Below are 13,497 nucleotides of genomic sequence, written 5' to 3'. Positions count from 1 at the left end.
TGACGAAAAAAAACGATATTCCCTGGATTACGTGAGTGGAAACCCAATGTTTCAGCAGAAAAAGGACTGGGAAACACGAGAAAACGCATTTGCTGCTTTCTCAATGGGGCCGCTGACCGATTTCTGGCGGCAGCGCGAGGAAGACGAGTTTACCGGCGTCGGGGGTATCCCGGTGCGCTTCGTTCGTTTCCGCAATGAAAAAAATGACCGGGTGATCGTGGTCTGCCCTGGGCGTATCGAAAGCTACGTTAAATATGCCGAACTGGCCTACGATCTGGTCCATATGGGTTTTGATGTGCTGATCATCGACCACCGTGGGCAGGGGCTGTCCGGGCGTATGCTGCCCGACACGCACCGTGGGCACGTGGATCGCTTCAGCGATTACGTCGACGATTTTGCCGCATTCTGGCAGCAGGAATTGCAGCCCGGCCCCTGGCGCAAGCGGTATATCCTTGCGCACTCCATGGGCGGTGCCATTTCGACGCTGTTTTTGCAGCGGTATGAGCACCAGTGCGACGCCATTGCGCTTACCGCGCCGATGTACGGTATCGTTATTCGCTTCCCCGACTGGATGGTGCGCCATCTACTCGACTGGGCTGAGGGCCATCAGCGCATTCGTGAAGGCTATGCCATCGGAACCGGACGCTGGCGCGCATTGCCGTTCGCCATCAACGTCTTGACCCACAGTCGGCAGCGCTATCGCCGCAACCTGCGCTTTTATGCCGATGAACCGCGCTTGCGCGTCGGCGGCCCGACCTGGCACTGGGTGCGGGAGGGTATTCTGGCTGGTGAGCAGGTGCTGGCGGGCGTAGGCGATGATGACACGCCGACGCTTCTGATTCAGGCGGAAGAAGAGCGTGTGGTGGATAACCGCATGCATGACCGCTATTGTGAACTGCGCGCTGCGGCGGGGCACCCCTGCGAAGGGGGTAAACCGCTGGTCATCAACGGCGCGTTCCATGAGATCCTTTTTGAAAAGGACGCTATGCGCTCAGTCGCGCTTAACGCCATTGTTGAATTTTTCAACAGGCATAATTGATTATTGTTTTCCACCAGAGGTTGAAATCCCTATGTACCAGGTTGTTGCATCTGATTTAGATGGCACACTGCTTTCCCCCGACCACACCCTGTCGCCTTACGCGAAAGAGACCTTAAAGCTTCTGACCGCCCGTGGCGTGAACTTTGTGTTTGCCACCGGCCGCCACCACGTGGACGTGGGGCAGATCCGCGATAACCTTGAGATCAAGTCGTACATGATCACCTCCAACGGTGCGCGCGTGCATGATACCGACGGCAACCTGATCTTTACGCACAACCTGGATCGCGATATTGCCGCCGATCTGTTCGGCGTGGTGCATAACAACCCGGCTATCGTCACTAACGTTTACCGCGACGACGAATGGTTCATGAATCGCCACCGCCCGGATGAAATGCGTTTCTTCAGGGAAGCGGTATTCAACTACTCCCTTTATGAGCCGGGTTTGCTGGATCCAGAGGGGATCAGCAAGGTGTTCTTCACCTGCGACAGCCACGAAGAGCTGCTGCCGCTGGAACAGGCGATCAACGCCCGCTGGGGCGATCGTGTCAACGTGAGCTTCTCCACCGTGACCTGTCTGGAAGTAATGGCCGGGGGCGTCTCTAAAGGCCACGCGCTCGAAGCCGTCGCGAAACGACTGGGCTTTGAGCTGAAGGACTGTATCGCCTTCGGCGACGGCATGAACGACGCCGAGATGCTTTCGATGGCAGGCAAGGGCTGCATTATGGAAAACGCACACCAGCGTCTGAAAGATTTGCACCCGGAGCTGGAAGTGATCGGCACCAACGCAGACAACGCGGTACCGAAGTATCTGCGCAAGCTGTTCCTTGAATAATCTTCATTCGGTTGTTTATTGCTCAGTTGTCAACTAAAGAGTTCGCTACAATGCCTCTCCTTCTTTCTGAGAGACAAGCATTGTGGCGCTACTCATTATCACCACTATCCTGTGGGCCTTCTCCTTTAGCCTGATTGGCGAATACCTTGCCGGTTCGGTCGACAGCTACTTCTCGGTGCTGATGCGCGTGGGGCTGGCGGCGCTGGTGTTCCTGCCATTCCTGCGCACGCGCGGGCAATCGCTGAAAACCATTCTGCTCTACATGCTGGTGGGCGCGATGCAGCTCGGCATCATGTATCTGTTTAGCTTCCGGGCTTACGTCTACTTGTCCGTCTCTGAATTCCTGCTCTTTACCGTGCTGACGCCGCTCTATATCACGCTGATTTACGACCTGCTCAGCAGACGCCGTCTGCGCTGGGGATACCTGCTGAGCGCCGCGCTGGCGGTGGTCGGGGCGGCGATAATTCGCTATGACAAAGTAAGCGATCACTTCTGGACCGGGCTGATGTTCGTCCAGCTCGCCAATATCAGCTTTGCTATCGGCATGGTAGGCTACAAACGCCTGATGGAAACCCGCCCTATGCCGCAGCACAACGCGTTTGCGTGGTTCTATATGGGTGCGGCGATTGTCGCAGTGGCGGCGTGGTTTCTGCTCGGTAACCCGCAAAAGCTGCCGACCACCACCGTGCAGTGGAGCGTTCTGGTCTGGCTGGGCGTGGTGGCGTCAGGGTTGGGGTACTTCATGTGGAACTACGGCGCTACGCAGGTCGACGCCGGGACGCTGGGGATCATGAACAACGTGCATGTGCCAGCGGGGCTGCTGGTGAACCTCGCCATCTGGCAGGAACAGCCGCACTGGCCGAGCTTCCTTATTGGGGGAGCGGTGATCCTGGCTTCGCTGTGGGTCCATCGCCGCTGGGTCGCTCCGCGCTCCGCACAAACGGAAGGTGGTCGCACGCGTGGTTCCGCGCTGAGCGAATAAACGCTTCCGTAACGGGCTGACGCTGCTCTCCGTCGCGCACGGCGGCGTACAGCCGGCTCCACAGTCCTTCTCCCAGGGTTTTGGTGACCACCAGACCCTGGCGTTCAAAACTTTCCACCACCCAGTGCGGCAGCGCCGCAATCCCCATGCTGGCCGCCACCATCTGAATCAACAGCAGGGTGTTATCCACGCTTTTCAGCTGCGGGCTAATGCCTGCTGGCTGCAGGAAGTGGCGCCAGATATCCAGACGACTGCGCTGGACCGGATAAATTAGCAGCGTTTCCGTCGCCAGGTCTTCCGGCGTGATGCGCGTTTTGGCCGCCAGCGGATGGTCCGGCGCCAGTACCAGGCGCACTTCATAATCGAACATCGGTGAATAATGCAGGCCGCTGCGCGGCAGGATGTCGGACGTCATCACCAGATCCAGTTCGCCCTGCTGGAGCGAAGGCTGCGGGTCGAACGTCACGCCGGATTTAAAGTCCATCTCCACCTGCGGCCACTTCTGGCGAAAGTTTTCAAGCGCGGGGGTCAGCCACTGAATACAGCTGTGGCACTCAATGGCGATGCGCAGTTTGGTCTGCTGCGGCTCGTTACACGCCTGCAGCGCACTGGCGATCTGCGGCAGCACCTGATTCGCCAGCTGAAGAAGAATTTCACCCTGCGGCGTAAAGCGCAGGGGCTGGCTCTTACGCACAAAAAGACGAAATCCGAGGCGTTGTTCCAGATCGCTGAACTGGTGAGAAAGGGCGGACTGGGTCTGGTGCAGCGTGGCCGCAGCCGCCGCGAGCGAACCGCAGTTCCGCAACGCTTGTAGCGTTTTCAGGTGTTTAATCTCGATCATGAAAGTCCTTCACTCCGCCATGAACATTTTGCGCTTGAGGAATATACAGTACCTGCCAATTATAGAAGTGTAAACATCTGGACGTCTAAATAACGAATTTCACAAGGGGCACACCATGACAATCCGCAATCACACTCTCGGTTTCCCTCGCGTTGGCCTGCGTCGCGAGCTGAAAAAAGCGCAAGAAAGCTACTGGGCGGGCAACGCCTCCCGTGAAGAACTACTGGCGGTGGGGCGGGAGCTGCGCGCCCGCCACTGGGATCAGCAAAAACAGGCGGGCATTGACCTGCTGCCGGTGGGCGACTTCGCCTGGTACGACCATGTTCTGACGACCAGCCTGCTGCTTGGCAACGTACCGGCTCGTCATCAGAACAAAGATGGATCGGTGGATATTGATACCCTGTTTCGCATCGGCCGTGGCCGCGCACCAACGGGTGAGCCAGCGGCAGCGGCGGAAATGACCAAGTGGTTTAATACCAACTATCACTATATGGTGCCGGAGTTCGTCAAAGGCCAGCAGTTTAAGCTGACCTGGACGCAGCTTCTGGAGGAGGTGGATGAAGCGCTGGCGCTGGGACACCAGGTGAAGCCCGTATTGCTGGGGCCGGTAACCTACCTGTGGCTGGGTAAAGTGAAGGGCGAGCAGTTTGACCGCCTCAGCCTGCTGAACGATATTCTTCCGGTCTATAAGCAGGTGCTGATTGAGCTGGGCAAGCGCGGTATCCAGTGGGTGCAAATCGACGAGCCTGCGCTGGTGCTGGAGCTTCCCCAAGTTTGGCTCGATGCCTTCAAACCGGCGTATGACGTGCTCGCCGGACAGGTAAAACTCCTGCTCACCACCTATTTCGAAGGCGTGACGCCGAACCTGAAGACCATTACCGCGCTGCCGGTTCAGGGCCTTCACGTTGACCTGGTTCACGGTAAGGACGATGTGGTGGAACTGCACAAGCGCCTGCCCGCAGACTGGCTGCTCTCCGCCGGTCTGGTCAACGGCCGTAACGTCTGGCGCGCCGATCTGACCGAAAAATACGCACAGATTAAAGACATCGTCGGCAAACGTGAGCTGTGGGTTGCATCCTCTTGCTCGCTGCTGCACAGCCCAATCGATCTCAGCGTGGAGACCCGCCTCGACCCTGAAGTGAAAAGCTGGTTTGCCTTCGCCCTGCAAAAATGCGAAGAGCTAACACTGCTGCGCGACGCGCTGAACAGCGGCGACACGGCGGCGATCACCGACTGGAGCGCTCCGATCCAGGCGCGTCGTCACTCGTCCCGCGTGCACAACCCGGCGGTGGAAAAACGTCTGGCGGCCATCACCGCCCAGGATAGCCAGCGCCAGAGCCCGTATGAGGTACGTGCCGAAGCCCAGCGCGCCCGCTTCAATCTTCCTGCGTGGCCGACCACGACGATCGGCTCCTTCCCACAGACTACGGAGATCCGCGGCCTGCGTCTGGACTTCAAAAAGGGCAATCTGGATGCGAACCACTACCACACCGGCATCGCGGAACACATCAAGCAGGCGATTATTGAGCAGGAGCGCCTGGGGCTGGACGTGCTGGTGCACGGCGAAGCCGAGCGTAACGATATGGTGGAATACTTCGGTGAACACCTGGACGGCTTCGTCTTTACCCAAAACGGCTGGGTGCAGAGCTACGGCTCCCGCTGCGTGAAGCCGCCGGTGGTCATCGGTGACGTCAGCCGTCCGGAACCGATCACGGTTGAGTGGGCGAAGTACGCGCAGTCCCTGACCGACAAGCCGGTGAAAGGCATGCTCACCGGCCCGGTTACCATTCTCTGCTGGTCGTTCCCGCGTGAAGACGTGACCCGTGAAACCATTGCCAAACAGATTGCGCTGGCGCTGCGTGATGAAGTGGCGGATCTGGAAGCGGCGGGGATTGGCATCATCCAGATTGACGAACCGGCGCTGCGCGAGGGTTTACCGCTGCGCCGCAGCGACTGGGATGCTTACCTGCAGTGGGGCGTGGAAGCGTTCCGCATCAACGCTGCGGTGGCTAAGGACGACACCCAGATCCACACCCACATGTGTTACTGCGAATTTAACGACATCATGGATTCGATTGCCGCGCTGGACGCTGACGTGATCACCATCGAGACCTCGCGTTCAGACATGGAGCTGCTGGAGTCGTTTGAAGAGTTCGACTATCCGAATGAAATCGGGCCGGGCGTGTACGACATTCATTCTCCGAACGTCCCGAGCGTGGAGTGGATTGAAGCCCTGCTGAAAAAAGCGGCCCAGCGCATCCCTGCAGAGCGCCTGTGGGTGAACCCGGACTGCGGACTGAAAACTCGCGGCTGGCCAGAGACGCGCGCGGCGCTCGCCAACATGGTGAAGGCGGCGCAGAATTTGCGTCAGGCGTAGGTGCTGGATTGCCCGGTAAGGCGTAGCCGCCACCGGGCTTTTTTGTTATTACGCCTTCTTACCGCCGTACTGGCTAAACCACGCCAGCATCCGCTGCCAGCCATCTTTAGCCGATTCAGCGTGATAGCTCGGACGATAATCCGCGTTAAACGCATGCCCGGCATCCGGATACACCACGATCTCCGCCTTCGCATTGGCCGCACGGAGCGCATGGCGCATGGTCTCTACCGAATCCAGCGAAATACCGGTGTCCTGTCCACCGTAAAGCCCTAACACGGGGGCATTTAACTCGGTGGCGATATCCACGGGATGTTTCGGTGAATTCAGCGTTTTTTCACCCACCAGTTTGCCGTACCAGGCGACAGCGGCTTTGAGCTGCGGGTTATGCGCGGCATACAGCCAGCTAATGCGTCCGCCCCAGCAGAAACCGGTGACCAGCAGACGATGCGGATCGCCGCCGTTGCGCGCCCCCCAGCTGGCGACGTGATCGAGATCGGCCAGCACCTGCGCGTCCGGGACTTTGCTGACCAGGTTGCTGAGCAATGTTGGAATATCGCTGTAGTCGTTCGGATCGCCCTGACGGAAGTAGAGCTCTGGCGCAACGGCCAGATACCCTTCCAGCGCCAGCCGGCGGCAGAGGTCGCGAATGTGTTCGTGAACACCAAATATCTCCTGAATCACAATCACGATGGGCAGCGGGCCGTCTGCCGATTTTGGCCGTGCGTGATAAGCAGGCATATTCTCCCCCTGCGAGGGAATGGAGGTCTCACCCGCGGTAATTGCCGCTTCTGGCGTCGACACGATGGTTGAAGCATGTGGGGCCGCAGCAGGTGCAAAACCGGTTTTTTCAGTCATGGCATTCTCCGTACCAATGAGTTAGCGCAAAGGTAAATATAGACACCAGGTTAACAACTCACAGTGCCTTAAACGGTCTATCTTTTGTGCAGCACCTGGCGATATAACTTGTTAATGTGATGCAAATCACTTTTTTATGGAAATTCAATGTAATCATTTTCATTCATGGTGAGGTGCGTCACGAAAATATGCTTACTGCTTCTGTAAAGTACCGTTTTACTTCTTCTGACTAACCGACCCACAGAGGAGTCACCTATGTCTAAGTCTGATGTTTTTCATCTCGGCCTCACTAAAAACGATTTACAAGGGGCTACGCTCGCTATCGTCCCTGGCGATCCGGAGCGTGTGGAAAAGATCGCCGCGCTGATGGATAAGCCGGTCAAACTGGCTGCCCATCGTGAATTCACCACCTGGCGCGCAGAGCTGGATGGCAAAGCGGTGATTGTGTGCTCTACCGGTATCGGTGGCCCGTCTACCTCGATTGCGGTTGAAGAGCTGGCGCAACTGGGCATTCGTACTTTCCTGCGTATCGGTACCACCGGCGCTATTCAGCCGCACATCAACGTCGGCGACGTGCTGGTGACGACCGCGTCCGTGCGTCTGGACGGCGCAAGCCTGCACTTTGCGCCGATGGAATTCCCGGCAGTGGCTGATTTCGAGTGCACCACCGCGCTGGTTGAAGCGGCGAAATCCGTGGGCGCAACCACTCACGTGGGTGTAACCGCCTCTTCCGATACCTTCTACCCGGGCCAGGAGCGTTACGACACCTTCTCTGGCCGCGTTGTAAGCCGCTTCAAAGGCTCAATGGAAGAGTGGCAGTCTATGGGCGTGATGAACTACGAAATGGAATCCGCAACGCTGCTGACCATGTGCGCAAGCCAGGGTCTGCGTGCCGGTATGGTGGCGGGCGTTATCGTCAACCGTACCCAGCAGGAGATCCCGAACGCCGAAACCATGAAGCAGACCGAAAGTCATGCGGTGAAAATCGTGGTTGAAGCGGCTCGCCGCCTGATCTAGTTCTCCTCTCTGAGATAAAAGGCCGACGAGTTCGGCCTTTATTTTTTGCGTAGCGCCTCGCAGGAAAACCCTTTCAAACTGGACGTTTATACAGCACAATCTTATTTTGTGCGGGTAATACGTTGATGCAGGGGGCATTGTGGATATCTCAATCCTGATTTATGCGGTGATTGCGCTGGCGGGCGTAGGGATAGGCTGGCTGATTTCCAGTTACCAGCATGCGCAGCAGAAAGCCGAGCAGTTGGCTGAGCGGGAAGAGATCGTCGCCGAGCTTAGCGCGGCAAAACAACAGGTTGCGCTGAGCGACCACTGGCGCGACGAGTGCGAGCTGCTCAATAACGAACTGCGTAACCTGCGTGATATCAACACCTCGCTGGAGGCCGATCTTCGCGAAGTGACTACCCGCCTTGAGTCCACTCAGTTGCACGCCGAAGACAAAATCCGCCAGATGATCAACAGTGAGCAGCGCCTCAGCGAGCAGTTTGAGAACCTCGCTAACCGCATTTTCGAGCACAGCAACCGCCGCGTTGACGAACAGAATCGCCAGAGCCTGAACAGCCTCCTGACGCCGCTGCGCGAACAGCTGGACGGCTTTCGCCGTCAGGTGCAGGACAGCTTTGGTCAGGAAGCCCGCGAGCGCCACACGCTGGCCCATGAGATTCGCAATCTTCAGCAGCTGAATGCGCAGATGGCACAGGAGGCGGTCAACCTGACGCGGGCGCTGAAAGGCGATAACAAAACTCAGGGTAACTGGGGGGAAGTGGTACTTACCCGCGTGCTGGAAGCCTCCGGCCTGCGGGAAGGATATGAATACGAAACGCAGGTAAGTATCGAAAACGACGCCCGCTCGCGCATGCAGCCGGATGTGATTGTGCGGCTGCCACAGGGCAAAGATGTGGTCATTGACGCCAAAATGACGCTGGTGGCTTATGAGCGTTACTTCAATGCCGAAGATGACTACACACGCGAATCGGCGCTGCAGGAGCACATTGCTTCCGTGCGTAACCATATTCGCCTGCTGGGCAGAAAGGATTATCAGCAGCTGTCGGGGCTGCGCTCGCTGGACTACGTGCTGATGTTTATCCCGGTCGAACCCGCGTTTTTGCTGGCGCTCGACAGACAGCCTGAGCTTATCACCGAAGCGCTGAAAAATAACATTATGCTGGTCAGCCCCACCACGCTGTTAGTGGCCTTGCGGACCATTGCCAACCTGTGGCGCTATGAGCATCAGAGCCGCAATGCCCAGCAGATTGCCGATCGCGCCAGCAAGCTGTACGACAAAATGCGTCTGTTCGTGGACGATATGTCTTCCGTCGGACAAAGCCTGGACCGTGCGCAGGATAACTACCGCCAGGCGATGAAAAAGCTCTCCTCGGGGCGTGGCAACCTGCTTGCGCAGGCTGAAGCATTCCGCAGCCTGGGGGTGGAGGTTAAACGCGAGATTAATCCGGAATTGGTCGAACAGGCGACAGCGCAGGACGAAGAGTTCCGTCTGCGTGAGGGCAGGGATGAACAAAATACCCTCAACCAGGACAACGATTTAGCGGCGGGTTTATCGCCAGATGAACAGCCGGCGCGTTTCTTTCGCGGTGGTTGAATCGTAGGGCAATTGCGCCCAATCTGTTACACTTCACGAACATTTGACTGATTAGCAGGCTCTGAGATGGTTGACGATTCACAAGACACGACGCACTTTGGCTTTCAGACTGTAGCCAAAGCGCAGAAAGCTGACATGGTGGCCCACGTATTTCATTCCGTGGCGGCGAAGTACGATGTGATGAATGACTTGATGTCGTTCGGCATTCATCGCTTGTGGAAGCGCTTCACCATTGACTGCAGCGGTGTGCGTCGTGGACAAACGGTTCTCGATCTGGCTGGCGGTACGGGCGATCTGACGGCGAAATTCTCCCGTCTGGTGGGCGAAACCGGTCGCGTTGTACTGGCTGATATTAATGACTCCATGCTTAAAATGGGACGCGAAAAGCTGCGTAACATCGGCGTGGTGGGTAACGTGGAGTACGTGCAGGCCAACGCCGAAGCGCTGCCGTTCCCGGACAATACCTTTGACTGCATCACTATTTCCTTCGGTCTGCGTAACGTCACCGATAAAGAAAAAGCGCTGCGCTCCATGTACCGCGTGCTGAAGCCGGGTGGACGCCTGCTGGTGCTCGAGTTCTCTAAACCGATTATCGACCCGCTGAGCAAAGCCTACGACGCCTATTCCTTCCACGTGCTGCCGCGTATTGGCGAGCTGGTGGCAAACGACGCGGAAAGCTATCGCTATCTGGCGGAATCAATTCGCATGCACCCGGATCAGGACACCTTAAAAGCCATGATGCAGGATGCGGAATTTGAGAACGTTGAATACTTCAACATGACGGCGGGTGTCGTCGCGCTGCATCGCGGTTACAAATTCTGAGTGGAGGTGTCCCGTGCCCTTTAAACCCTTAGTCACCGCAGGCATCGAGAATGTGCTGAATGCCTTCCTGTATCGCGCTCCGGCGCTGAAAGCCGCACGTCAGCGGCTAAACGGGAAGGTACTGCGCATTGTATTAAAAGAGTTCTCGACGCCGCTCGTGCTGGTCTTCAGCGAACGCCAGCTTGACGTTCTGGGTGAGTGGGAAGGCGAGGCTGATTGCTCGGTCATTACCCATATGAGCGTGCTGCCAAAGTTGCGCGATCGCCAGCAATTAACGGCGCTTATCCGCAGCGGTGAGCTGGAAGTAGAAGGTGACATCCAGGTCGTGCAGAACTTTGTTGCGCTCAGCGATCTGGCTGAATTCGACCCGGCAGAGCTGCTGGCGCCTTTTATTGGCGACATCGCCGCTGAAGGGATCGGGAAAGTTATTCATGGCGGCACGGCGTTCCTGCGCAAAAATCTGCAACGTCAACAGCGCTATGCCGCGGAAGTACTGACGGAAGAGTGGCGCATGGCCCCTGGACCGCTGGAAGTGGCGTGGTTTGCGGAAGAGACTGCTGCTGTTGAACGCGCGGTTGATGCGTTAACCAAACGGCTGGAAAAACTGGAGGGCAAATGACGCCTGGTGAAATTCGGCGCCTCTATTTTATCATCCACACCTTTTTGAGTTACGGGCTCGACGAGCTTATCCCCAAAATGCGTATCACGCTGCCGCTCAGAATCTGGCGGCGGACGCTGTTCTGGATGCCAAATCGCCATAAAGGTCAGCCGCTGGGTGAACGCCTGCGTCTGGCGCTGCAGGAGCTCGGCCCGGTATGGATTAAGTTCGGGCAGATGCTCTCAACCCGCCGCGATCTCTTCCCGCCGCACATTGCCGATGAACTGGCGATGCTTCAGGACCGTGTCGCCCCGTTTGATGGGGTGAGAGCGAAGAAACAGATCGAAGAGGCGATGGGAAATCTTCCCGTTGAAGCCTGGTTTGACGATTTCGAAATAGAACCGCTGGCGTCGGCTTCTATCGCTCAGGTGCACACTGCGCGTCTGAAAGAGAACGGTAAAGAGGTGGTGATCAAGGTGATCCGCCCGGATATCCTGCCGATCATCAAAGCCGACATGAAGCTGATTTATCGTCTGGCGCGTTGGGTACCGCGTTTGTTACCTGATGGTCGCCGACTGCGCCCGATGGAAGTGGTGCGGGAGTATGAAAAAACGCTGATTGATGAGCTTAATCTGCTGCGCGAATCGGCAAACGCTATTCAGCTGCGTCGGAACTTTGAAAACAGCCCGATGCTCTATGTGCCTGAAGTCTATTCCGACTACTGCAGCCAGAACATGATGGTCATGGAGCGCATCTACGGTATTCCGGTTTCGGACGTGGTGGCCCTGGAGAAGCAGGGAACGAACATGAAGCTGCTGGCCGAACGTGGCGTTCAGGTCTTCTTTACCCAGGTCTTCCGCGACAGCTTTTTCCACGCGGACATGCACCCGGGTAATATCTTCGTGAGCTACGAGCATCCTGAGGATCCGAAGTACATCGGTATCGACTGTGGGATTGTGGGCTCGCTTAACAAAGAAGATAAACGTTATCTGGCTGAAAACTTCATCGCGTTCTTCAACCGCGACTACCGAAAAGTGGCTGAGCTGCACGTTGATTCCGGCTGGGTTCCGCCGGACACCAACGTCGAAGAGTTCGAGTTTGCGATCCGGACCGTTTGCGAACCAATCTTTGAAAAACCGCTGGCAGAAATCTCCTTTGGCCACGTATTGTTAAACCTGTTCAATACGGCTCGCCGCTTTAATATGGAAGTTCAGCCGCAGTTAGTTTTACTTCAGAAAACATTACTTTACGTTGAAGGTGTAGGTCGACAACTCTATCCTCAGTTAGACTTGTGGAAGACGGCTAAACCTTTCCTGGAATCCTGGATTAAGGATCAGGTTGGCCTTCCGGCGCTGGTTCGGTCTCTTAAAGAGAAAGGCCCGTTCTGGATAGAAAAAATGCCTGAAATTCCTGAGCTGGTTTACGACAGTTTGCGTCAGAGCAAGAATCTTCAGCACAGCATGGATAAAATCGCCCGCGAGCTTCAGTCCAGCCGTGTGCGCCAGGGACAGTCACGCTATCTTTTTGGGATTGGCGCAACGCTGCTGCTGAGCGGTACGCTGCTGCTGATCAACCGTCCTGACTGGCAGATGATGCCCGCCTGGTTGATGGCTGGCGGGGTTGTTGTCTGGCTTGCAGGATGGAGAAAAACGCGCTGAGTTTGCGTCGCCATCGACGGGTCGCATACGTATAATGCGATCTGACCAATTAATCATCTATCCCTGAGGAATATGTATGGGTGGTATCAGTATCTGGCAATTAGTCATTATTGCCGTCATCGTCGTGCTGCTGTTTGGCACCAAAAAGCTCGGTTCTATTGGTTCCGATCTGGGCGCGTCTATCAAAGGCTTCAAGAAAGCGATGAGCGATGATGAGAGCAAGCAGGATAAAACCAGCCAGGACGCTGACTTTACTGCTAAATCCATCTCCGACAAGCAAGAAGATGCCAAAAAGGAAGACGCTAAACGCCACGATAAAGAGCAGGTGTAAGTCGTGTTCGACATTGGTTTTAGTGAGCTGCTGCTGGTCTTTGTGATTGGTCTGATCGTGCTGGGACCGCAGCGTCTGCCGGTTGCGGTAAAAACCGTCGTGGGCTGGGTTCGTGCGCTAAGATCGCTGGCCTCGACCGTGCAGAATGAGCTGGCGCAGGAACTTAAGCTGCAGGAGTTTCAGGAAAGCCTGAAAAAGGTCGAGAAGGCGAGCATGGATAACCTGACGCCTGAACTGAAAGCCTCAATGGATGAACTGCGCGAAGCGGCGGAATCCATGAAGCGCTCTTACAGCGTTAACGATCCTGAAAAAGCGAGCGATGAAGCGAACACTATTCATAACCCGGTGGTGAAGGACAGCGAAGCGCAGCGTGAGGGCGTGACGCCAGCGAGTGCGGAGCACCAGGCCGCAGCGCCTGAGCAAACGCCGCAGGAAACTGAACTGAAAAAACAGGCACAGCCGGAAGAGCCGATGGTAAAAACGGCTGAAGCTAAACCCGCCGCGCCCGTTTCCGAATCATCCCCCTCGTCGAGTGATAAAGCGTAACC

13 protein-coding genes are annotated in these 13,497 nt (G+C 56.6%); 11 read left to right on the top strand and 2 right to left on the bottom strand.

What is annotated here, in order from left to right:
• Nucleotides 1-46 precede the first annotated feature (46 nt).
• The 3 genes from pldB to V1603_RS02010 all read left to right on the top strand — a co-directional run bounded on the left by pldB (nt 47) and on the right by V1603_RS02010 (nt 2,853).
• On the top strand, nt 47-1,039 hold the full coding sequence (pldB, locus tag V1603_RS02020) for a lysophospholipase L2 (protein WP_116343710.1): 993 nt from the start codon (nt 47-49) through the stop codon (nt 1,037-1,039).
• A gap of 31 nt (nt 1,040-1,070) precedes the next feature.
• On the top strand, nt 1,071-1,871 hold the full coding sequence (gene yigL, locus V1603_RS02015; RefSeq protein ID WP_045336944.1) for a sugar/pyridoxal phosphate phosphatase YigL: 801 nt from the start codon (nt 1,071-1,073) through the stop codon (nt 1,869-1,871).
• Between the two features lie 82 nt (nt 1,872-1,953).
• Nucleotides 1,954-2,853: a carboxylate/amino acid/amine transporter gene (locus tag V1603_RS02010; RefSeq protein WP_163330935.1), complete on the top strand. Its 900-nt coding sequence runs from the start codon at nt 1,954-1,956 to the stop codon at nt 2,851-2,853.
• On the opposite strand, the gene metR is transcribed toward V1603_RS02010, so the two are convergent.
• Nucleotides 2,741-3,694, bottom strand: coding sequence for an HTH-type transcriptional regulator MetR (metR, locus tag V1603_RS02005; protein WP_116343712.1), 954 nt, complete (start codon nt 3,692-3,694; stop codon nt 2,741-2,743). The genes V1603_RS02010 and metR overlap by 113 nt on opposite strands.
• Before the next feature lie 115 nt (nt 3,695-3,809).
• Here metR and metE point away from each other — a divergent pair, with 115 nt between their 5' ends.
• Nucleotides 3,810-6,071 carry a 5-methyltetrahydropteroyltriglutamate--homocysteine S-methyltransferase gene (metE, locus tag V1603_RS02000; protein WP_395313442.1) on the top strand — a complete coding sequence of 754 codons (2,262 nt, stop codon included), beginning with the start codon at nt 3,810-3,812 and terminating at the stop codon, nt 6,069-6,071.
• A gap of 48 nt (nt 6,072-6,119) precedes the next feature.
• Here the strand turns inward: metE and V1603_RS01995 are convergent, their stop codons facing one another.
• Nucleotides 6,120-6,926: a dienelactone hydrolase family protein gene (locus V1603_RS01995; RefSeq protein WP_395313441.1), complete on the bottom strand. Its 807-nt coding sequence runs from the start codon at nt 6,924-6,926 to the stop codon at nt 6,120-6,122.
• A gap of 255 nt (nt 6,927-7,181) precedes the next feature.
• Between V1603_RS01995 and udp the strand changes: the two genes are divergently transcribed.
• From udp to tatB, 7 genes are all read left to right on the top strand, one after another.
• Nucleotides 7,182-7,943 (top strand): uridine phosphorylase, encoded by a 762-nt coding sequence (gene udp, locus V1603_RS01990; RefSeq protein ID WP_003860792.1) that lies wholly within the window; start codon nt 7,182-7,184, stop codon nt 7,941-7,943.
• 139 nt (nt 7,944-8,082) lie between these two features.
• Nucleotides 8,083-9,540, top strand: a complete 1,458-nt coding sequence (rmuC, locus tag V1603_RS01985) for a DNA recombination protein RmuC (RefSeq protein ID WP_395313440.1) — start codon at nt 8,083-8,085, stop codon at nt 9,538-9,540.
• 66 nt (nt 9,541-9,606) lie between these two features.
• Nucleotides 9,607-10,362: a bifunctional demethylmenaquinone methyltransferase/2-methoxy-6-polyprenyl-1,4-benzoquinol methylase UbiE gene (ubiE, locus tag V1603_RS01980; RefSeq protein ID WP_028014779.1), complete on the top strand. Its 756-nt coding sequence runs from the start codon at nt 9,607-9,609 to the stop codon at nt 10,360-10,362.
• A gap of 13 nt (nt 10,363-10,375) precedes the next feature.
• On the top strand, nt 10,376-10,981 hold the full coding sequence (gene ubiJ / locus V1603_RS01975) for a ubiquinone biosynthesis protein UbiJ (RefSeq protein WP_192984995.1): 606 nt from the start codon (nt 10,376-10,378) through the stop codon (nt 10,979-10,981).
• The gene (gene ubiB, locus V1603_RS01970; RefSeq protein ID WP_080330389.1) at nt 10,978-12,618 is read left to right on the top strand and encodes a ubiquinone biosynthesis regulatory protein kinase UbiB; all 1,641 of its coding nucleotides are present in this window, start codon (nt 10,978-10,980) and stop codon (nt 12,616-12,618) included. The genes ubiJ and ubiB overlap by 4 nt, the downstream gene beginning before the upstream one ends.
• Before the next feature lie 76 nt (nt 12,619-12,694).
• Nucleotides 12,695-12,949 (top strand): Sec-independent protein translocase subunit TatA, encoded by a 255-nt coding sequence (tatA, locus tag V1603_RS01965; RefSeq protein ID WP_013099238.1) that lies wholly within the window; start codon nt 12,695-12,697, stop codon nt 12,947-12,949.
• A gap of 3 nt (nt 12,950-12,952) precedes the next feature.
• On the top strand, nt 12,953-13,495 hold the full coding sequence (gene tatB / locus V1603_RS01960) for a Sec-independent protein translocase protein TatB (RefSeq protein ID WP_116343716.1): 543 nt from the start codon (nt 12,953-12,955) through the stop codon (nt 13,493-13,495).
• Nucleotides 13,496-13,497 lie beyond the last annotated feature (2 nt).

This window comes from Enterobacter sp. ECC-219 (assembly GCF_043966805.1).
Classification (GTDB): Bacteria; Pseudomonadota; Gammaproteobacteria; order Enterobacterales; family Enterobacteriaceae; genus Enterobacter; species Enterobacter cloacae_N.
This window is presented reverse-complemented; position numbering and strand designations above follow the sequence as displayed.